At 43.3% G+C, this 18,069-nt stretch carries 16 protein-coding genes and 26 tRNA genes; 8 read left to right on the forward strand and 34 right to left on the reverse strand.

Annotation, left to right across the window (positions count from 1 at the left end):
- Positions 1 to 52: 52 nt before the first annotated feature.
- From RMY00_RS03130 to pds, 3 genes are all read right to left on the reverse strand, one after another.
- A tRNA-Ser gene (locus RMY00_RS03130) sits at positions 53 to 144 on the reverse strand.
- Positions 145 to 264: 120 nt separating this feature from the next.
- Entirely contained in the window at positions 265 to 1,197 is a 933-nt protein-coding gene (crtB, locus tag RMY00_RS03135) for a 15-cis-phytoene synthase CrtB (protein ID WP_322646178.1), read from the reverse strand.
- Positions 1,181 to 2,620 carry a 15-cis-phytoene desaturase gene (gene pds / locus RMY00_RS03140; protein WP_322646179.1) on the reverse strand — a complete coding sequence of 480 codons (1,440 nt, stop codon included), beginning with the start codon at positions 2,618 to 2,620 and terminating at the stop codon, positions 1,181 to 1,183. Before pds ends, crtB begins: the two co-directional genes overlap by 17 nt.
- Before the next feature lie 71 nt (positions 2,621 to 2,691).
- Here pds and RMY00_RS03145 point away from each other — a divergent pair, with 71 nt between their 5' ends.
- Positions 2,692 to 2,853 carry a hypothetical protein gene (locus tag RMY00_RS03145; protein WP_322646180.1) on the forward strand — a complete coding sequence of 54 codons (162 nt, stop codon included), beginning with the start codon at positions 2,692 to 2,694 and terminating at the stop codon, positions 2,851 to 2,853.
- Between the two features lie 315 nt (positions 2,854 to 3,168).
- The gene (gene nagZ / locus RMY00_RS03150) at positions 3,169 to 4,257 is read left to right on the forward strand and encodes a beta-N-acetylhexosaminidase (protein WP_322646181.1); all 1,089 of its coding nucleotides are present in this window, start codon (positions 3,169 to 3,171) and stop codon (positions 4,255 to 4,257) included.
- A gap of 84 nt (positions 4,258 to 4,341) precedes the next feature.
- Here the strand turns inward: nagZ and RMY00_RS03155 are convergent.
- Positions 4,342 to 4,412 (reverse strand) — tRNA-Lys (locus RMY00_RS03155).
- A 281-nt stretch (positions 4,413 to 4,693) separates the two neighbouring features.
- Between RMY00_RS03155 and RMY00_RS03160 the strand changes: the two genes are divergently transcribed.
- Positions 4,694 to 5,383: a homing endonuclease associated repeat-containing protein gene (locus RMY00_RS03160; RefSeq protein ID WP_322646182.1), complete on the forward strand. Its 690-nt coding sequence runs from the start codon at positions 4,694 to 4,696 to the stop codon at positions 5,381 to 5,383.
- On the opposite strand, the gene RMY00_RS03165 is transcribed toward RMY00_RS03160, so the two are convergent.
- The 24 genes from RMY00_RS03165 to RMY00_RS03280 all read right to left on the reverse strand — a co-directional run bounded on the left by RMY00_RS03165 (position 5,365) and on the right by RMY00_RS03280 (position 7,744).
- Positions 5,365 to 5,438 (reverse strand) — tRNA-His (locus RMY00_RS03165). The two genes, RMY00_RS03160 and RMY00_RS03165, sit on opposite strands and share 19 nt — an antisense overlap.
- A gap of 6 nt (positions 5,439 to 5,444) precedes the next feature.
- Positions 5,445 to 5,518: transfer RNA gene (locus RMY00_RS03170), tRNA-Ala, on the reverse strand.
- Positions 5,519 to 5,589: 71 nt separating this feature from the next.
- Positions 5,590 to 5,663: transfer RNA gene (locus RMY00_RS03175), tRNA-Arg, on the reverse strand.
- A 6-nt stretch (positions 5,664 to 5,669) separates the two neighbouring features.
- Positions 5,670 to 5,744, reverse strand: a tRNA-Val gene (locus RMY00_RS03180).
- Between the two features lie 5 nt (positions 5,745 to 5,749).
- A tRNA-Gly gene (locus RMY00_RS03185) sits at positions 5,750 to 5,821 on the reverse strand.
- A 4-nt stretch (positions 5,822 to 5,825) separates the two neighbouring features.
- Positions 5,826 to 5,898: transfer RNA gene (locus RMY00_RS03190), tRNA-Thr, on the reverse strand.
- A 7-nt stretch (positions 5,899 to 5,905) separates the two neighbouring features.
- Positions 5,906 to 5,982: transfer RNA gene (locus tag RMY00_RS03195), tRNA-Met, on the reverse strand.
- A 10-nt stretch (positions 5,983 to 5,992) separates the two neighbouring features.
- Positions 5,993 to 6,065: transfer RNA gene (locus tag RMY00_RS03200), tRNA-Leu, on the reverse strand.
- A 3-nt stretch (positions 6,066 to 6,068) separates the two neighbouring features.
- Positions 6,069 to 6,141, reverse strand: a tRNA-Pro gene (locus RMY00_RS03205).
- A gap of 4 nt (positions 6,142 to 6,145) precedes the next feature.
- Positions 6,146 to 6,220: transfer RNA gene (locus tag RMY00_RS03210), tRNA-Leu, on the reverse strand.
- Positions 6,221 to 6,226: 6 nt separating this feature from the next.
- A tRNA-Gln gene (locus RMY00_RS03215) sits at positions 6,227 to 6,302 on the reverse strand.
- Positions 6,303 to 6,305: 3 nt separating this feature from the next.
- Positions 6,306 to 6,378, reverse strand: a tRNA-Gln gene (locus RMY00_RS03220).
- Between the two features lie 5 nt (positions 6,379 to 6,383).
- Positions 6,384 to 6,458 (reverse strand) — tRNA-Asn (locus RMY00_RS03225).
- Positions 6,459 to 6,464: 6 nt separating this feature from the next.
- Positions 6,465 to 6,538, reverse strand: a tRNA-Phe gene (locus RMY00_RS03230).
- Positions 6,539 to 6,710: 172 nt separating this feature from the next.
- A tRNA-Arg gene (locus RMY00_RS03235) sits at positions 6,711 to 6,785 on the reverse strand.
- A 4-nt stretch (positions 6,786 to 6,789) separates the two neighbouring features.
- Positions 6,790 to 6,879, reverse strand: a tRNA-Ser gene (locus tag RMY00_RS03240).
- Between the two features lie 4 nt (positions 6,880 to 6,883).
- A tRNA-Tyr gene (locus RMY00_RS03245) sits at positions 6,884 to 6,966 on the reverse strand.
- Between the two features lie 7 nt (positions 6,967 to 6,973).
- Positions 6,974 to 7,045 (reverse strand) — tRNA-Glu (locus RMY00_RS03250).
- A gap of 9 nt (positions 7,046 to 7,054) precedes the next feature.
- Positions 7,055 to 7,126, reverse strand: a tRNA-Trp gene (locus RMY00_RS03255).
- A gap of 3 nt (positions 7,127 to 7,129) precedes the next feature.
- Positions 7,130 to 7,205, reverse strand: a tRNA-Met gene (locus RMY00_RS03260).
- 4 nt (positions 7,206 to 7,209) lie between these two features.
- Positions 7,210 to 7,283: transfer RNA gene (locus RMY00_RS03265), tRNA-Cys, on the reverse strand.
- Between the two features lie 3 nt (positions 7,284 to 7,286).
- Positions 7,287 to 7,363, reverse strand: a tRNA-Glu gene (locus RMY00_RS03270).
- A 4-nt stretch (positions 7,364 to 7,367) separates the two neighbouring features.
- Positions 7,368 to 7,441, reverse strand: a tRNA-Asp gene (locus RMY00_RS03275).
- 108 nt (positions 7,442 to 7,549) lie between these two features.
- A complete protein-coding gene (locus RMY00_RS03280) occupies positions 7,550 to 7,744 on the reverse strand; it encodes a hypothetical protein (protein ID WP_322646183.1) in 195 nt (64 codons plus the stop codon).
- Between the two features lie 204 nt (positions 7,745 to 7,948).
- Between RMY00_RS03280 and RMY00_RS03285 the strand changes: the two genes are divergently transcribed.
- Positions 7,949 to 8,785 carry a polysaccharide deacetylase family protein gene (locus tag RMY00_RS03285; protein ID WP_322646184.1) on the forward strand — a complete coding sequence of 279 codons (837 nt, stop codon included), beginning with the start codon at positions 7,949 to 7,951 and terminating at the stop codon, positions 8,783 to 8,785.
- Positions 8,786 to 8,883: 98 nt separating this feature from the next.
- On the opposite strand, the gene RMY00_RS03290 is transcribed toward RMY00_RS03285, so the two are convergent.
- From RMY00_RS03290 to RMY00_RS03300, 3 genes are all read right to left on the reverse strand, one after another.
- The gene (locus RMY00_RS03290) at positions 8,884 to 9,273 is read right to left on the reverse strand and encodes an alr0857 family protein (protein ID WP_322646185.1); all 390 of its coding nucleotides are present in this window, start codon (positions 9,271 to 9,273) and stop codon (positions 8,884 to 8,886) included.
- 16 nt (positions 9,274 to 9,289) lie between these two features.
- Complete coding sequence (locus RMY00_RS03295) at positions 9,290 to 9,796, reverse strand: HNH endonuclease (RefSeq protein ID WP_322646411.1); 507 nt, start codon at positions 9,794 to 9,796, stop codon at positions 9,290 to 9,292.
- Between the two features lie 114 nt (positions 9,797 to 9,910).
- Entirely contained in the window at positions 9,911 to 10,162 is a 252-nt protein-coding gene (locus tag RMY00_RS03300; RefSeq protein WP_322646186.1) for a hypothetical protein, read from the reverse strand.
- Between the two features lie 71 nt (positions 10,163 to 10,233).
- On the opposite strand from RMY00_RS03300, the gene RMY00_RS03305 reads away from it, so the two are divergent.
- The 3 genes from RMY00_RS03305 (at position 10,234) to RMY00_RS03315 (ending at position 13,729) form a co-directional block, all read left to right on the forward strand.
- Positions 10,234 to 10,569 (forward strand): hypothetical protein, encoded by a 336-nt coding sequence (locus RMY00_RS03305; RefSeq protein WP_109011785.1) that lies wholly within the window; start codon positions 10,234 to 10,236, stop codon positions 10,567 to 10,569.
- A gap of 524 nt (positions 10,570 to 11,093) precedes the next feature.
- On the forward strand, positions 11,094 to 13,115 hold the full coding sequence (locus RMY00_RS03310) for a GAF domain-containing protein (protein ID WP_322646412.1): 2,022 nt from the start codon (positions 11,094 to 11,096) through the stop codon (positions 13,113 to 13,115).
- 8 nt (positions 13,116 to 13,123) lie between these two features.
- Entirely contained in the window at positions 13,124 to 13,729 is a 606-nt protein-coding gene (locus RMY00_RS03315; RefSeq protein WP_322646187.1) for an SRPBCC family protein, read from the forward strand.
- A gap of 89 nt (positions 13,730 to 13,818) precedes the next feature.
- On the opposite strand, the gene RMY00_RS03320 is transcribed toward RMY00_RS03315, so the two are convergent.
- Positions 13,819 to 13,891 (reverse strand) — tRNA-Glu (locus RMY00_RS03320).
- Positions 13,892 to 14,213: 322 nt separating this feature from the next.
- On the opposite strand from RMY00_RS03320, the gene RMY00_RS03325 reads away from it, so the two are divergent.
- Entirely contained in the window at positions 14,214 to 16,133 is a 1,920-nt protein-coding gene (locus tag RMY00_RS03325; RefSeq protein ID WP_322646188.1) for a cation:proton antiporter, read from the forward strand.
- A gap of 199 nt (positions 16,134 to 16,332) precedes the next feature.
- On the opposite strand, the gene RMY00_RS03330 is transcribed toward RMY00_RS03325, so the two are convergent.
- Positions 16,333 to 16,992 (reverse strand): cytochrome b N-terminal domain-containing protein, encoded by a 660-nt coding sequence (locus RMY00_RS03330; RefSeq protein ID WP_322646189.1) that lies wholly within the window; start codon positions 16,990 to 16,992, stop codon positions 16,333 to 16,335.
- A 262-nt stretch (positions 16,993 to 17,254) separates the two neighbouring features.
- Positions 17,255 to 17,950, reverse strand: a complete 696-nt coding sequence (locus RMY00_RS03335; protein WP_322646190.1) for a lipase — start codon at positions 17,948 to 17,950, stop codon at positions 17,255 to 17,257.
- Positions 17,951 to 18,069 lie beyond the last annotated feature (119 nt).

Genomic DNA, 18,069 nt, shown 5'->3' on the forward strand with positions numbered 1-18,069 from the left:
TCGACACAGAACATAGTCTGTGTATCAAAAGTATCTATCAAAAACTGGAAAACGGAGAGGGAGGGATTCGAACCCTCGGTACGGAGTTGCCTGCCGTACAACAGATTAGCAATCTGCCGCTTTCGACCACTCAGCCACCTCTCCATGACTCACGAATATCAATGTTATCAGATTTGTTTGGGGGAGTCAATAGTCATTTGTCATTAGCCGTTAGTTATTTATGAAACACTAAGGACTAAGGATTAGGGACAAATGACTAATTTTTTAAAGGACTTGCGATCGCATCCAAGCCAGGGGCAAAGTGCGTAACTTTTTCCACTGGGGAACGTAAGCCCGTTGACTGAACACATCATAATCGTTGCGTTCAATCACCTCCAGGATCTGACCGTATAGCATTGATGCTGCCCACACAGGCCAACGAGCATCGGATGCTAAATAAGTAATTCCCTGGTCGGATTTGCTATAGAATTGGCGGGCCCGTTCGATTTGAAAGCACATCAGCGCCCGCCAACGATCATCTACCACACCTTTGAAGAAGTCTTGCTCGGTGTAGTTGAATTTTTCCAAGTCCTCAAGGGGAATGTAGATTCGCCCCCGTTTGGCATCTTCTCCTACATCCCGCAGGATGTTGGTGAGTTGATTGGCAATTCCCAAAGCGATCGCTTCTTCTATGGGAACATAAGGTTGTTTGTTCTGCTGCCACGGAGCGGTGTATATGGTGCTATCTACACCCATAACGGCTGTTGACATTAAGCCAACAGTGCCAGCAACGCGGTAACAGTAGAGGTATAAGTCCTCAAAGGTTTCATAACGGCTGCGATATAAATCCATGCGCTGACCGGCAATCATATCCCGAAAGGGCTGAATGTCCATCGGAAAGCGCTGGAGGGTATCAACTAAAGCGACATCGTAATTTTCTAATGGCTGTCCCGCAAAAATCGATTCCAGCTGCTGTTCCCATAGGTCTAGGGTTTCTGGCGTGGTAATAGCAGATGCGGGCCCATCCACCAATTCATCTGTACGGCGACACCAAGCGTAAATTGACCAAATAGATTGACGTTTTACCGGACTCATGAGCAAAGTACCCAGGTAAAAAGTCTTGGCATACTTTGCTGTGAGATGTCGGCAAAGTTTGTATGACTCGTCTACAGAGACCAGCGTTTTCATGCGCGGGGGGGAATCAGGCAGTTGCAGCATTCGTTGCGGGCGGTCGGGTGAGCGTTTGCAGGTTTGAGGAATTTGCTACCGGGAGAGCCTCAGAAATGGCCTGCGCTGTCAGCTTACCAGAAAGTACGGCACCTTCCATACTGCCTAAGTAGCGTTGCATGGTATAACTTCCGGCGAGATAGAAGTTGGCAATGGGCGTAACTTGTGCGGGGCGGTACTGTTGGCGGCCAGGTGTCGCTTTGTAAACTGAACGCGGCGTTTTCACCACATGAGATTTTAGCAATGTTGCTGGATTGTCTCCCCCAAAGTGATCGGGGAAAAGTTTTTCCAATTCAGCAAGCGTTGCAGCCACAATCTCCTCATCAGATTTGGCAATCCAATCTTTTGCCGGAGCTAGAACTAATTCCAGCATTGAGCGATTGGGGTTGGCGTATTCACGGCAGGTATTGCTCATATCAGCATAAACGCTTAGGAGGGGCGATCGCGAAAAAAGCAAGTGATCAATTTCTGTAAGTTTCCGGTCAAACCACAGATGCAGGTTAATCACTGGTACTCCTTCCAAACCGTCTAGCTTCTGGAAAAACTCCATAAGCTTCCAAGGTTTAGGCAACATGACCTTCAAGGGGTCAACCGACATGGCAGATACATAAGCATCTGCTGTGATAACTTCATCTTCTGCCCCATTCAACCCTCGAATCAAGTATCCTTTTACCGTGCCATCGGCGTTGAGCAAAATCTCTTTCAAGGGGGCATTCAATCGTACTTCTCCACCGCGTTCTGTGATGTAATCTACGATTGGGGTGCATAGACGTTCTGTGGGAGAACCATCTAAAAATGCAATCTTGGAGCCATATCGTTCTTGCAAAAAGCGATTCAGTGCAGTTAGGAGAATCGTTGACGAAACTTCATCAGGATTGATAAAGGTAAGTGCTTTACACGCGGCGATAAAAACGTCACTAGTCACCCGCTCGCCAACACCTTGCCTTTTCAACCACTCTAAGAAGCTGTACTTATCCATGTCTTCGACATACTTCTGACCCCTAACTACTGCCGGAAGGAGTCCAACTGCAAATCGAATCTTCTGCTCCCAAGTCAACATGTCTTTGTTGCGAAGAATCGATGCAATGACGTTGAAAGGAGATGGAATATCTGGAACATCAAAACGTGAGAGTGTTCCAGGCTTGTCTGGTTGATTGAAAATCAGTGTATGCTCTTTCCACTGGAGTCTATCTTCAATGCCCAACTCCTTGAGCATTTGGAGCATATTCGGATATGCCCCAAAGAAGGCGTGTAACCCGGTTTCGTACCAGTCGCCGTCAGAGTCTTTCCACGCCGCAACCAGACCACCCAGTACGTCCCGGCTTTCCAAGACAATGGGAGTATGACCTGCGTCCGTGAGATATTTCGCGCAGGAAAGTCCTGCTAGACCAGCACCCGCGATCGCTACTCGCATTTAACCCTAATGCCCTTCAATATTTCTTAATGGTTTTGTCGATTCTCATTATACGTTGCAAACCGTAACATTTGGCATTTATTGTGCGATCGCTCTCCCAAAAAACTTTTGCCAAAGGGAATTTTACCTACGCGCACCTACCCAACAAAATTGCCAACACCATTGTTGATAATAGGTTTTGGCGAACATTTCATCTAGATTTATATGCAGGAAATTTAGGGAAACAAAAGTAATTCCTTTGACTGAAAATAAGTAATCTCAAACGTGGTACTAAACTAGTTGATTTCTTTGCTAATCAGTGTATCTACTCTGAAAAATATCTAAGGTAGTGCTTAAAAATTACTAGTTAATTCCTATAAAATTTCCTTCTATGGATAAATTGACAATGTAAAAATCAAGGCAAATTTAGAGCTTACCTACTTTCCCCAACCAGAATCAAAACCTTCCTTTGAAAGCTTTTCACTCCCCATAAGGATGTAGGATAAAAGTTTATATGCTTTAGGTTGAACAACTTAGTTGTTTACCGCAGAACTTATAGGTAAAAAATTATGAGTGTATCGCAAGAGCTAAAACGCTTTGGACATCACCTGATTTTGGGTATTTCCGGCACGACATTAAGCGATGATGATAAACGCGCACTCAATGAATTAAAGCCGATTGGGGCGATCTTTTTTGCTAAAAACTTTTTGGATAGCACCCCATATCAGGTTTGGCTAGAAAGCTTCAAAGATTTAAACAATCAGATACGAGAATATACTGAACGTGATTCGATGTTTATGACTTTGGATCATGAAGGAGGTCGTGTCATTCGTACACCACTGCCGATTACGCGATTTCCTCATGCGTTATTGCTGCGATCGCACGCCCGCGAAGTAGCAAAAGCCACAGCAGTAGAACTTAAATCACTAGGAATAAATTTATCTTGGGCACCTGTAGCAGATATTTTTTCCTATCCCCACAACCCCGTTATTGGATCTCGTGCCTTTGGTAACACTCCCGAAATTGCTGCAAAAGATGCGCGTGAGTATTACCTTGGACTTCAAGAGTCAGGAATTTTAGGATGCGCCAAACACTTTCCCGGACATGGAGACACCAGCAAAGACTCTCATATTGAGCTACCAATACTGAATCTAACTTTAGATGAACTGCGACTTCGAGAACTCATACCTTTCAAAGCCCTAATCGAAGTACAGATTCCTTTAATCATGACTGCCCATATTTTATTTCCTAAGATAGATGCTGATGTGCCAGCAACGCTTTCCCAGGCTATTCTGAAAAACATACTTAGGGAGGAACTTGGCTTTGAGGGAGTAGTTGTATCTGACGACTTGGATATGAAAGCAATTTCAGATATGTTTATGAAATCTGGAACTGTGGCGCGGTCATTTCATGCAGGTTGTGACCTATTTATTGTCTCGCGCAATATTAATTCATCATCTATTGAAAGAACTTATCAGATTGCTGAAGATTTTGTTGATTCCCTTAGCAAGGGTAGCTTAGACGAATCAGTAGTGGAAGCAGCCAAAGAAAGAATCGATAAACTGCTGGCAGTAACACCGCAATATCCCGTAAATGCTTTGGATAAAGATATATTATTGCAACATGCTCAACTAGCGATCGCTAGTTCCTATTCATAACCTAATGCGTTCAATTTGCATATTAGTAATTGTCAAAAGGCTGGCTAGGATTGCATTTCTTAATTTGAATTTTGAATTGCTTAATGGGTGGTATAGGGGTCGAACCTATTTCTGCGAGTTAAAAGCTCGCTGCACAGCCGTTATGCCAACCACCCTAGTTAATTTAAATAAGAAATGAGCAAGTGCGATCGTACATTTAGATCGCAAGCGTTGTTAACACCAACACTAGATATAAATCCACCGGGGAGGTACTGCCCCTCCTATTTCTGTGTTATCAGCACAGCGCCTCGCTTTTCGGCTTCAGGTGGAAAAGAGGAAGATGGAGGAATTGTAGCTTGCTTCCCGTAGGGTACCCCTACAGTTGCCCGTACTCCAAGGTTCAAGCTTGGTTGCCGTCCATTCAGCAGCATCTTCCATTGAAGGGCGTATAATTTTCATGCAAATCACTGAAGAAAAATTAATAGAATGGTTCCAAGAATACTATCAGTCTCATGGTAAGATTCCTGCATTAAATAAAGTTAGAGATAAAAGTATTCCTTGCCCAGTAGCGCATAATACAATTATTAGAAAGTTTGGAAGTTGGAATAATGCTTTGAAAGTTTCTGGCTTACCGTTATTTGTAAAACCCATCCTAGCGAAAGAAGTAATTTGTTGTAACTGTAGGAAATTTTTTTCTAAACAAAGGCATCGCATAAAACAAGGTAAACTTGATTTTTGTTCAAATTCTTGTGCAGCCACTTATAGAAATTTCCATAAGAATCATGGGAATAGACGATCTAAGCTTGAATATTGTCTTGACGAGCAGCTTTCAAAGCTTTATCCAGAGTTGGAAATTCATTTCAATCGAAGAGATGCCATCAATGCAGAGCTTGATATATACATACCCTCCCTAAATTTAGCTTTTGAGTTAAATGGCATTTTCCATTACGAGCCAATTTACGGAGCCGAAAAACTAGCGTCTATTCAAAATAATGATAAACACAAGTTTCAAGCCTGTTTAGAAAATAAAATTGAATTAACTTTTATCAACTCTTCTCAACAAAAAAAATTTAATAAATCTAGCTCTCAAAAATATCTTGATATCATAACCTCCATTATTAATTCAAAGGTATCTGACGGGGCTTGAACCCGCTATGACTGGTTCCACAAACCAGCGCCTCGACCACTTTGGCTTCAGACACCATCAGTGGAATCAATGGGACTTGAACCCATAACCTCCTGCTTGCAAGGCAGGCGCTCTAGCCATTTGAGCTATGACCCCATCAAACAAGTAAAAACTAAAAAGAAACAAAAATAATTAAATTCATTCTTTTGACTTTTGACTTGTTTAGGCGGGAATGGTAGGACTTGAACCCACAACTTTCGAGGTAGAAGCTCGAAGCTCTATTCCATTGAGCTACACTCCCAATATTTGGTAGTCCTGGCAGGAATTGAACCTGCAACCCTTTGCTTGTAGGGCAACTGCTCTACCGTTGAGCTACAGGACTACGCAAGCGAGTGGAGGGACTTGAACCCACGCGCTGAGTATGGCGCACTCAGATGCTACCGATTACATCACACCCGCATCAAGCTGGTAACAGGAATTAAACCTGTAACCTACTGATTACAAGTCAGTTGCTCTGCCAATTGAGCTACACCAGCACTGTTTTGGTGACGGGGGCAGGAGTTGAACCTGCCGATGTTCAGGTTATGAGTCTGACGAGCCACCGTTGCTCTATCCCCGCATATTCACCAATACCCTTGACTGGATTTGAACCAGCAACCTCTTCGTTCTAAGCGAAGCGCCTCTTCCGTTGGGCTACAAGGGCATATCGGGATGGCAGGATTTGAACCTGCGACTCCATGCTCCCAAAGCATGGCTTCTGGCCACTGAATTACATCCCGTTAGTACTCCTGGTGGGAGTCGAACCCACAAGCAAACAGATTTTAAGTTTGCCACCTCTTCCAATTGGGCTACAAGAGCAGAGTTTGGCAGCCCCACCAGGGGTCGAACCTGGAATCTTCGCCTTCAAAGGGCGCTATGTTGCCAATTACACCACAGGGCTTTATTGCCAGGGCAGGGTTTGAACCTGCAACCTCATCGTTCAGAGCGATGCGACTTACCAATTCGTCCACCCGGCAATGAATGGCTGCCTCAGTAGGACTCGAACCTACAATCGCGCGGTTAACAGCCGCTTGCTCTACCATTGAGCTATGAGGCAACGAAGCCCCCCAGGTCGGAATCGAACCGACGACCTCCTGTTCTTCAGACAGGCGCTACTACCAACTGAGCTACCGGGGGATAATATCAATTCAAAATTCAAAATTAAGAAATTCAGATAATACCAGGGTTTGAGGGTTTATATCTGTTGTTTGATGAGAGGAGAATTGGTATGAGGAGGAGAGATGGGTTTTACCCAGTGGACTGGTTTAATTCAACTCGAATCAGCCACTCCATCATCTCTCCCATGTAACGAGAGTGGAGGGATTTGAACCCTCACGTCTTCAGTTTCGTAGACTGAGATGTTATCCAGTTACACCACACTCTCAAAACGGAGAGAACAGGATTTGAACCTGCGACGGATATTAACTACCCGTTTCCTCTTAGCAGGAGGACGCTTTGAGCCACTCAGCCACCTCTCCACAGTGGGTCGAGCAGGATTTGAACCTGCGTGCAAAAAAGAACAGTTTTACAGACTGTCGCCTTCAACCAGACTCGGCCACCGACCCATAATGATTCCCCTGACGGGACTTGAACCCGCAATTTCTGCTTTGAAAGAACAGCGACTTAACCATTCGTCCACAGGGGCATGATTGACGCAGGGACTAGGATTTGAACCCAGAACATCGGATTTGGAGTCACGAGGTGTTGCCGTTACACCATCCCTGCATTTGGTGGCAGTGGCGGGATTTGCACCCGCATATACCAGGGTATGAACCTGGGGCTTTGCTGGTTAAGCTACACTGCGACAGAGGTCAGAGCGGGATTTGAACCCGCGCTAATCGGTTTTGCAGACCAACGCCTTCAACCACTTGGCTACCTGACCATTTGGGAGTCCTGACGAGATTCGCACTCGCAATCTTCAGTTTGAGAAACTGACGGCTTCAACTATTCGCCTACAGGACTACAACCAGGGTGACAGGATTTGAACCCGCAACATTTCCGCAGACAACGGAAAGCTCTAGCCAGTTGAGCTACACCCCGATTTTTTGGAATCTGTGCCTAAACTTTTAGGTTTTTAGGCACAGAATTTTGGTGAACTTGCCCATTTCTTATTTAGTTTTCAAGGTTCAGATAATTGACTTTTAACTGTTAGGAAAACAACCAAAATTCTAGGTAGCAAACCTGTTGTGTATTACGGATGTACTCAGTGGTTTTGATGAGTGCAAATTTAGAGCTTTTTTCGTTTTTTGCCTCTACTACCGATGGTTTGCAAGTAGGAACAGCTTTGTTGACTGGGGACTGTGGTTTATTCCAACGCCTGTCTTTTAATTGTATGTAGAACATGACTTTGACCCTTGAGAAGCTTTGTCTTTGGCTTCACTACATTTATACTACAAAATACTACAAAAGGTGTCAAGGGGTTTCAGAAAAATTTTTTGAAATTGTCTATAAAAGCTTTTGCACTTATATTTGAGCTTGCTAAACCCTCTGAAAAGTCAAACTACAGTTTATGATTGGGTGAATCTTTAAAAGCCTGAAAAGCCTGACGTGACAAACAACTTCCTCAAGCGACAACAGATAATTGGTTTTGTTGCGATCGCCTCTACGATTACAGCTTGTAGTATGACCCCAGAATTGGGTTTGAACAAGCCTTTAAGCAAAATCCCTATTGCACAAGTTCAAGCTCATCCAGCAAAGGGCCAAATTAATGCCCAACTACCGCCAGCCAAAGTAGAAAACCCTACCTTTACAGTCCCAGCTAAATTTCAGGGAAAAACAGTTTATCAGGTGCATCCCAGGAATAACGAGAAGGTTATTGCTCTAGGCATTGATGATGGGCCCTGGCCGAAGACAACCCTAGAAATGCTGGATATCCTGAAGCAAAATGATGTTAAGGTAACATTTTTTTGGGTAGGACAAGCTTTACAAGCAAATCCCGACCTAGCCAAGCGTGAGGTAGCTGAGGGACACGCCATTGGCAACCATACTTGGCATCATTGGTATCGACGAATGGATGAAGCCACAGCTAAGAGTGAAATTGATCGCACAGCCGATCTGATATACAAAACTACAGGAGTCAAAACTGCTCTGTTTCGTCCTCCTGGAGGCTTTTTAAACAACGGACTAGCCGCTTACGCCAAAAGCCAGAAAGACGCTGTAATTATGTGGTCGCTAACTTCAGCCGATACAGATCCTCATGCCAAACCGCAAGCATTTGTCAATAATGTATTGAAAGGTGCAAAACCAGGTTCTATTGTTTTGATGCATGACGGTGGTGGCGATCGCCAAAGAACTGTACAAGCATTGCCACAAATCATCAGTGGACTCAAACAGCAAGGCTACCGATTTGTGACAATTCCCGAATTGTTAAAAATGGCGCAATAAATGGGGAGAAATAATTACTCCCCGAATTTTAGATTTTAAATTTTGGATTTTGGATTATTCAATCTAAAATCCAAAATTAACCCACCCTACTATTTCATTTATTCGCTCATGACAGAAGCACAAGCTTGAGATTCCTGCCAGAGTTTGTGCAAAAAGAACTCAGCGCGATCGCTCATAGTGGTGAAAAACACACCTACAGCATCCTTAGAGCTATCTAATAGCCAAGAACCCCGTAGGGTGACTTCCATATATTCGGCATCGCAGGCAGAGAGGGCAATAATTTCTCCGTCATCCCTTTTTACCTCAGCCTTAAGCACTTCTACTCCTGGCAAATCGATAGGAAGCAAAAAGGAAGCGGTACTGGGTTCAATGCATAAACTTTGCCCAACTCGCAGGGCTAAAATCACTCGCTGCGCTACCCATTCTTCTAGCGACAGAGTGAGACATTCCAAATAAAAACTACTTTCGGTGTAAGTTAATTTCAGCATTCCTTATGCTCTCCTGTTATTCCAGGCTTCCTTGCATATCTATCCAAAACTGTTCGGCAAAAGAAATCGCAGGGTGGATTGGTGCTTTTAGCTTGGTACGCAGTTGCATACCAGCCTCAAACAGGGTGCGATCGCCTTTACGGGAGTTACATCTCTCACAAGCTGTGACTACGTTATCCCAAGTGTGAGAACCGCCTCTTGATCGCGGCATCACATGATCTAGCGTTAGATATTTGCCGCTACCGCAGTATTGGCAAGTGTGATGATCTCGTCGCAACACTTCCCGGCGATTCACTGGCGGAACTTTCCACATCCGCTCATTAGAAGTAACTGTTAAGCGAATGTGTTTTGGCACATCAATTACCAAACTAGGTGAGTGAACTCGCCATCCGCCTTCTGTTGTAAAACCTAGCGGTTGAGCTTTGTCTGTTAGTAACAGCACAATCGCCCGCTTGATATTGATCCGACATAGTGGCAAGTAATTTTGAGAAAACACCACCACAGATTGCTCTAACACTTGCATTGCGTTCGCGCCGCGCATTGAAGATATCGTCACAGCTTAACTCCTTATAAAAAAACCCCCGCTTCAAGTTTTCGGTGAAGCGGGGGTTAGAATTGACCAGAAAATTTTCTGGTCTTATATCGGTACAGTATTCCTTTGTCTGTACCCCCCGCTTTGTTGATCTAGTTCTGGTTTTGCAATCAGCGCACTAATGCTGAGATGTCTAAAGTCATAATTACCCTCTGTGATTTGCCCCTGATTTCGGCTACCATCGCCCATAAATAAATACTCCACTTCCATAGCAGCCGATTCCCAACCGGTTCGGCAATTGGTGGCACACAAAATTGAAGTAGAGATGGGGTAAATGGATTTCACAGAAAATTTCACCTATTGAATATCGCTTTAAACATACTACACTTGTATTACTATCTTGTCTATACCTTTAAGGAGAAATAGTGATGCATACGATCGCTCGCACCCCAACCACCGATATGGAAGTTACCAGCATCCGCCTAGAACGGGAACTAAAAGATAAGCTCAAAGAAATAGCTGGCAATCAGGGATATCAAGCTTTGATCCGAGATATCCTTTGGAATTATGTCCAGCAAAAATCAGGTGAATGGAAGCCTCGATTTTCCCGAACCGACATTCGAGCTAGCATCGCTGCCACAGCTCAGCAAGAAGAACGCTGTGTACTCACAGGTCAACTAATTCAACCCCAAGAACCGATGTTGTTAGGGCTGACCAGGAATGGCGATATGGTTCCTCTGAGTGTCGAAAGTTTGGCTGGATAGTCTTATATTCAGGCAATGCAGCTCAGTTATTTTTGCTAAATAATTGGGCTGCATTCAGTATTTAGCTTGATTTTATCTAAGAAATAAAACTTATTGTTAAGAATGTTCAAATTAAGAGAAAAATAAAATTTTACAAAATATTTAAAATAGCTCCAGTATTTTTACGGTTATATTTTAGTGATTTTCCCTGAGATTCCAGAGAAATTACGGTTTATGTATACTTACAGACAGGATATTCTAAGTCACAGTTAGTTAATTATCTCAATATTAATAAGATAAACCAGCCAAAATAATCAGGCTGGGACATTTTAGAATATCCTAAGTGTCTCACTACCTATGTAGCAATTTGCTTAATATAACGAGAACTTGGCCATCTTCTATAGAAAAGGGCTATAACAGGTGAGAGAAAGTATTCATACAAGAATTGTCAATTATCAAGGTGGAGCAACACAACTAACGGTGAAGAATATGCCAACCAGTTGGGTGCAAAAACAATGGAGTTATTATCTGAGGGCGTGCCAAGAATGAAAAAGCCTTTATCGTCGCCGCCACATTATGTAGATGACATAGATCGACTACAACCTTACCAAGTCAAGCTGATGCAGCATCAGGAAGAACCTGCCCACAAGTTGGTAGAAAAGATTAACCAAATCATTGCCAATAGCTCCACTACGGCCTTGATGCTGCATGATATTGCCAAATTGCTAGGAGTTGTCTTTCAAGTAGATTGCTGCTGCTTAGTTTCAATAACGGGTGAGACATCCGACGAAGCGATTACTAGTAATTGGTGTGCTGATGAATATCTAGCGTTACCACAACAAGAACAGATGTTTTCGATGGAACAGTTGCTTATGCACTCGCCAGTGCTGCAATGTGCTGCTGAACCATTGACTATTGAAGATATTTCCATCATTCAGAACAGTCTGGTAATTGGGTGTCAATATTTGCCACTACCGATAAAAGCAGTTTTGGCAATTCCCACCCGGTTTGGTGACAATAATAATGGCGTGATTAATCTGATAAAATTCCAACCCTATGATTGGAGTGAATCAGAAAAACAACTGCTAAAACAGGTGGAATCGGCTTGCGCGATCGCTTTTTCTCGCGTAGCACAAGCCCAACTAATTGCTCATCAACAAGAGTATCTGCAAAAGAGCAATCAGTATCAAAGCTTGATCAAGCAACTAACATTACTGAACCGTAGCAACTTGGAGCTTAACCAAATGCTCCAGTTAGTTATCGCCTCTACTGCCGAATCTCTACAGGCAGATCGGGGTTTGCTTATATTACTAAAATATACAGACCCACTATTTAGAACTCAAGCTAAAAAACAAATTCCGAAAGCGAAGGCTAGAGTGGTTGGTGAATGGGCTAAGGAAACACAAATTTCTCGCACTACTAAACCAGATACCTTAGAAGATGAGTCTTTCTTGCTTTCAGAGTGTGGTTTATGCCAGCGTGCCTTCATAGATTCTGCTAAACCAGTAATCTTTGATAATTACACAGAGCAAAATGATACTTCCTCATCTGCTGCATTATTTGCAGTAGAGCAATTCCCTGCGGTCTTATTAGTACCATTAGAGAACCAAGGTAAAATTTTAGGATTCTTGGTGCTACAGCAAGCTGTAACTCGCGGTTGGCAAGCAGCAGAATTAAATCTTGTGGAACTGGTTTGTGCTCAAGTAAGTAATGCCATAATTCAGTCACAGACATTGCGCCAAGTGCAAACTTTGGTAGATGAGCGGACAGCGAAACTACAGAGTAGTCTGGAACTCCAGGCAAAGTTGCATGAAAGAACCCGGCAGTATGTAGAGCAACTACAGAAACTCAATGAACTCAAAGATGAATTCTTGAGCAACATGAGCGATCGCTTACGCTATCCTTTGACAAACATGCTGATGTCAATTCGGAACTTACGTTTGCCAGGAATTGCGCCAGAGCGTCAGGTTCGATACATGGATATCTTAGAGCAGGAATGTACAAAAGAAATTAACTTGATTAATGACTTGTTAACACTCCAGAAACTAGAGTCGTCTCACGAAGCCCCGCAATTAGAATCTATAGATTTAAATACTAGAATTCAGAATATAGCAGCATCTTTCGAGAAAAAACTCGCAGAGAAAGGATTAAAGATTTCTATAGATTTACCAGAGGAATCACTAAAACTGCAAACGGAACTGGAGAGTTTTGACCGCATCCTGCAAGAATTGTTAACAAATGCCTGTAAATATTCAGAGCATGATACCATTGTCCACCTGAAAGCCTCTCACCAAGTTGATCGACAAATTGATCAAGTTATCATGAAGGTGACGAATACAGGGCATGCCATCTCTCAAGAAGAAGCGACTTATATCTTTGACAAGTTCCGTCGCGGAAAAGGGCGCTGGACTCCAGGGACTGGCTTGGGACTTGCTTTAGTCAAGTCTTTAGTGCAGCATTTGAATGGAGCGATCGCAGTTGAAAGTCTCCCAATTTCGGATTCTGAACAGAGCGAAATTTGCTTCACCCTAACTCTGCCCCAATTTTCTGACGAAAGCAAATCATAATCCTGAAAGTGACTAAACAACAGAACACAACAGAGAACCTTGATTTCCAGTCTCCTAGTGATGACATCAACCTCGAAGGGGATTTGACTGCTGATGCAGTCGTGGCAGCTAAGGTAGAAGTTCAAATTGAGAAAATAGCAGAGCGACAGCGACAAATCACCGCCAAAGTCCAAATTCCCCAACCAGTAGAACAAATCTGGAAGGTTCTGACAGATTATGAAGCCTTACCTGACTTTCTCCCCAACCTCGCCAAAAGTCGTCTAATCGAGCATCCTAATGGTGGTATTCGACTAGAGCAAGTAGGCTCCCAGCGCTTACTAAGTTTCAATTTTAGTGCGCGGGTAGTTCTGGATTTGGAAGAATACTTTCCCAAGGAAATTAACTTCCGCATGGTGGAGGGAGATTTTAAAGGCTTTTCTGGTAGCTGGTGCTTAGAGCCTTATTCTTTCGGTGAGTATGTCGGAACAAATCTATGCTACACAATTCAAGTTTGGCCTAAACTCACTATGCCAGTGGGAATCATTGAAAACCGACTGAGCAAAGATTTACAGTTAAATCTTCTCGCTATTCACCAACGTGTAGAAGAGTTAGCCAGCAAAGAACCTTATGTATAGTTAAATCATCATCCAGTCTTTTCTCTGGATGATGATTTAATTTATACATTTCTCGCAAAAAGTATTTTTGCTTTTTGATTGTTTTTAAGTACCCCCAGGGGAATTCGAATCCCCGTTACCTCCGTGAAAGGGAGGTGTCCTAGGCCTCTAGACGATGGGGGCATCGGACTCAGACCTTTTATAAGGTAACTAATTTCTTAGCCTTTGTCAATAGCTTTTGCCAAAAAAAGTTTGTGGCGGCTAAACTGGGTGGAGGCAAGAGCTTGAAGAGGATAGAAATACATGGAGATACCAAAAGAATTCTGTAGATACTTTTGTGGCAAGCCGCAGGGTTCATCAGCGTCCGGCATTGGGAATTTAAAGAGACGCTTAAATAGAAAAGCTAAATTCAGCAATGGCAGAGGGTATGATGTTGTACCGTGTAAAGTTAATATCTACGGTTTTTTATAAAAGATTTTGAAATAAATCGCTCAAAATCTCCAACATGGAAGCATCTTTTGAAATTACCTTACAGATGGCGATCGCCGTCCTTGCAGGCATTAGCGCTCAAGTGCTGGCTGCATACTTTCGGATACCCAGCATCGTTTTGTTATTGTTGTTGGGCATTCTCTTTGGTTCTGATGGCATCGGGCTGTTGCATCCCCATTTACTAGGCACTGGACTAGAAGTTATTGTTGCCCTAGCAACGGCAATCATTTTGTTTGAAGGCGGACTTAACTTGGATCTGCGAGAGTTAGGTAGAGTTTCAGTTAGCCTGCAATTGCTCGTCACTCTAGGAACACTGATCACATTGGTTGGTGGAAGTATGGCTGCTCACTGGCTGGGTGAATTCCCCTGGAAGATAGCTTTTCTCTATGCTTCTATTGTTGTGGTAACAGGCCCAACTGTTGTTGGGCCGTTGCTCAAACAAATCAATGTAGATCGGCAAGTAGCAACACTCTTGGAAGGAGAAGGGGTTTTAATTGACCCTGTAGGGGCTATCCTCGCCTTCGTCGTCCTTGACACGATTTTAAACGGCGATGCTGACCCCATTAATGCGATCGTCGGTTTGTTGATACGTCTGGGTGTTGGTGCAGCAATTGGTGGTGCTGGCGGTTATCTGATGAGTTTGATTTTCAAACGCGCCAGTTTTCTGTCATTCGAGCTAAAAAACTTAGTGGTATTGGCGATACTTTGGAGCCTATTTACCTTATCGCAAATAATCCGCAGTGAATCGGGAGTAATGACAACGGTAGTTGCAGGAGCAGTTTTTGCTAACTCCTCAGTCCCAGAAGAACGCCTGTTAAGGAGCTTTAAGGGTCAGCTGACAATTCTCAGCGTCTCGGTGCTGTTCATCTTATTAGCTGCTGATTTATCTATTGCCAGTGTGTTGGCTTTGGGTTGGGGTAGTTTATTCACTGTTTTGGTATTAATGTTTGTCGTTCGCCCAATTAATATCCTCTTGTGTACCTGGAACAGTGACTTAAACTGGAGACAAAAACTGTTTTTAAGCTGGGTTGCTCCTAGAGGAATTGTTGCTGCCTCTGTTGCTTCTTTTTTTGCAATTTCGCTGACACAGCGAGGCATTAACGGCGGTGATTCCATCAAAGCTTTAGTTTTCTTGACAATTATCATGACTGTTGTCTGCCAAGGACTAACAGCTGGCTGGGTTGCTAAATGGCTGCAAATCACTTCCAAAGACGTAACTGGGGCGGTGATTGTAGGTTGTAATCCGTTAAGTCTTTTGATTGCCCGCTTCTTTCAAGAACGGGGGGAAAACGTGGTCATGATTGATACTGACCCTGAATGTCTTGTACAAGCCGAGGCGCAAAATCTGCGGGTGATTGCTAGCAGTGGGCTAGATGCTGCTGTTTTGGAAGAGGCAGGACTTGCCTCTATCGGTACTTTTTTGGCTATGACTAGTAATGGCGAGGTGAATTTTGTTTTGGCTCAACGAGCAGCTGAGGAATTTAAGCCGCCGCGCGTCTTAGCTGTTTTCCCCCGCGATCCGCAAGCGAATATTTCGGTTAGTAATAAAGTTAATCAAGCTTTTATCCCAGATTTAGCAATTAAAACTTGGAATGAATATTTGAATGATGGGCGCGTCAAGCTAGGGACAACTACGCTAGATGAGTTGGAGTTTTCTACTCAATGCGATCGCATCCAAGAAAAAATTCGGACTGGAGTATTAATACCGCTATTGATAGAACGAGAAGAACGCTTACAGGTAATGCCAGCTAACCAAGAGTGGGAAATTGGCGATCGCATTATTTACCTGTTGCATGACCCCAGACCTAGCCTTTTAAAACGCTTATCTGGTGCTACCCAATCCACTCCCCTCGCTCTAGAAAAGCTACCAGAGGTTGAAGACCTATCCCTTTCCCAATTACCTCAATTGTCAGCTAGTGAGGCTCCTGGGGGATGAGGCAGGGGAGGCAGGGGAGGCAGGGGAGGCAGGGGAGCAGGGAGCAGGGGAGAAAATGCTGTAATTTCCACGCAATAGGGATTTTAAAGCAAATAAATTTATTTCAAGATGGATAGCACAAGAAATAATGCGTCCAAGATCAAGCCCATAAATAAATTTAGAGCCTTCTTCCTCTGCCCCCTGCCCCCTTTCCTCTTTATTAGCTTTGGGAAGGAATAAATTCGCTTCCTGGTGATTGTTGCGAATTATCAATTTCTGGTCTGGGCGTTTCTTGATACACTTCCCATTCTTGCCACAGTAAAGCAGATAAATGCACTATGGCAAGAATTAGGGTCGCCACCGAAATCAGATAACTGTGAATTGTGTAAAGGTGTTGGATAGTAGTTGTGTTAATGGCTCCACCGCCAGTTAGGATTTCGCGGAGTTGCCCACCAATAAAAGGAATGGCTTCGATGGTTCCTAGTTCAATGTTAAAACGCCAGTATCCCTCCTGAGTCCAATCTAGAATCATCGCTGTCCAATTCAGTGCGATCGCACTTAGGGTCAACAAAATCCCACTAATCCAAGCAGCCAACCAACTCTTGCGAAATTGCCGACCTAAAAACATCACTACAATTTGAATCAGAGCGATCGCAATTACCGCGTTACCAGCAATATCATGCGCTCTCCAAAACAACCACCCGTATGGCAGTTGTGTATTAATCATCTTCAATGAGTTATAAGCTCCGCCTGCTGTTGGTTCATAGTAAAAAGACAGCAGAACTCCGGTAGAGATATAAATTAAGCAAAAAGTCAGAATCACGACCGATATTATCGTTGCTACTCGTCGCAGAATCCTATCGAACTGGGTGCTTTGCATAGTTCACCCCTCCTGTTCTTAAGTAAGTATTTATTACTATTACAATTTTAGCTAATAAATATTAATAAATGTTGCACTACTCAAATTTTTAAATTAAATATATTAAACAATTCTTGATGAGCTAACTAGCTTGCCTCAAACTCAAGTCTGAGGCTAATAGCCCAAGTCCACTCAAGTGGACTGAAATTGTTTACTAGTTATTTTTATACATAGCCTAGCAATGAATTACTAGGCGATTGTTGGGACTAGCATCAGATATCAGTTAAATCAAATATTGCGCCCAAGTTTTTAAGGGTTCTGCGGAACCATACCAAATCCCGGGACTTCTGGGAGAATGCCTCACACCTTCAATCACCAGATTTTCTGCCCCTTCCAGGTGAGCAGCTTCAATGGGTGTGATTCCATCTCCCCAAGTGTTGCCCTTACCACAAGTTAATTGGTAACTATTGTAAGCTAACCAACTACCGCGTCGCCTTTGTCCAAAGATAGTTTTGCCAGCCACACAAACGTAATTAACGTTTTTGTAAAAAGCTCCTGGGTAGTTATTGGTGACAAAATCTAGATTAGAGCGCGTCCAGCGTTCTTGACTAATATGGGGTGTACCCAAGGTGATGAGAGTAGCAATCAGTGGATGACCTTCCCAGAGAGATGGTTTGACATTACCGCGCCCTAAATAAGGCTTTTCTCCCATGTAGATGCGGGATATCCAACCTCCTGCTGAGTGAGCAATTAAGTTAATTTGAGTAGCATTATGTTGCTCTAATGTCTGCTTGATTGTAAGATCAAGTTGTTGCAAAATTGGCGTTACAGGTCTTCCTCCAATAGTGGGTAGCCAGTCACGCCGTCGCAGTGGTACTGTAACAGTTGGAAAATCTAACTGTTGTAGGGATTGTTCTAGTTGGTGGTAAGCGATCGCGCTTTCTAGATATCCAGGTACAATAACTGTTGGTAACGGCATTTTAAATTTTGGATGCAATGTATTGATAAGGGTTTGAACTTTTTTGACGAAGAAGTAGTCAAAAGTTAGAATTGCGATCACACAACTGACTCTTTTTATAAAAACCCAAATAGCTTTGG

The organism is Nostoc sp. ChiVER01 (assembly GCF_034531155.1).
Classification (GTDB): Bacteria; Cyanobacteriota; Cyanobacteriia; order Cyanobacteriales; family Nostocaceae; genus Nostoc.

Bases quoted from the DNA above. Each gene is read 5' to 3' on its own strand.
- RMY00_RS03310 (WP_322646412.1), top strand. From the start codon at position 11,094: ATGAAAAAGCCTTTATCGTCGCCGCCACATTATGTAGATGACATAGAT.
- crtB (WP_322646178.1), bottom strand. From the start codon at position 1,197: ATGCTGCAACTGCCTGATTCCCCCCCGCGCATGAAAACGCTGGTCTCT.
- RMY00_RS03160 (WP_322646182.1), top strand. From the start codon at position 4,694: ATGCAAATCACTGAAGAAAAATTAATAGAATGGTTCCAAGAATACTAT.
- nagZ (WP_322646181.1), top strand. From the start codon at position 3,169: ATGAGTGTATCGCAAGAGCTAAAACGCTTTGGACATCACCTGATTTTG.
- RMY00_RS03290 (WP_322646185.1), bottom strand. From the start codon at position 9,273: ATGCTGAAATTAACTTACACCGAAAGTAGTTTTTATTTGGAATGTCTC.
- pds (WP_322646179.1), bottom strand. From the start codon at position 2,620: ATGCGAGTAGCGATCGCGGGTGCTGGTCTAGCAGGACTTTCCTGCGCG.
- RMY00_RS03295 (WP_322646411.1), bottom strand. From the start codon at position 9,796: ATGCAAGTGTTAGAGCAATCTGTGGTGGTGTTTTCTCAAAATTACTTG.
- RMY00_RS03280 (WP_322646183.1), bottom strand. From the start codon at position 7,744: ATGTTCTACATACAATTAAAAGACAGGCGTTGGAATAAACCACAGTCC.
- RMY00_RS03330 (WP_322646189.1), bottom strand. From the start codon at position 16,992: ATGCAAAGCACCCAGTTCGATAGGATTCTGCGACGAGTAGCAACGATA.
- RMY00_RS03305 (WP_109011785.1), top strand. From the start codon at position 10,234: ATGCATACGATCGCTCGCACCCCAACCACCGATATGGAAGTTACCAGC.
- RMY00_RS03335 (WP_322646190.1), bottom strand. From the start codon at position 17,950: ATGCCGTTACCAACAGTTATTGTACCTGGATATCTAGAAAGCGCGATC.
- RMY00_RS03325 (WP_322646188.1), top strand. From the start codon at position 14,214: ATGGAAGCATCTTTTGAAATTACCTTACAGATGGCGATCGCCGTCCTT.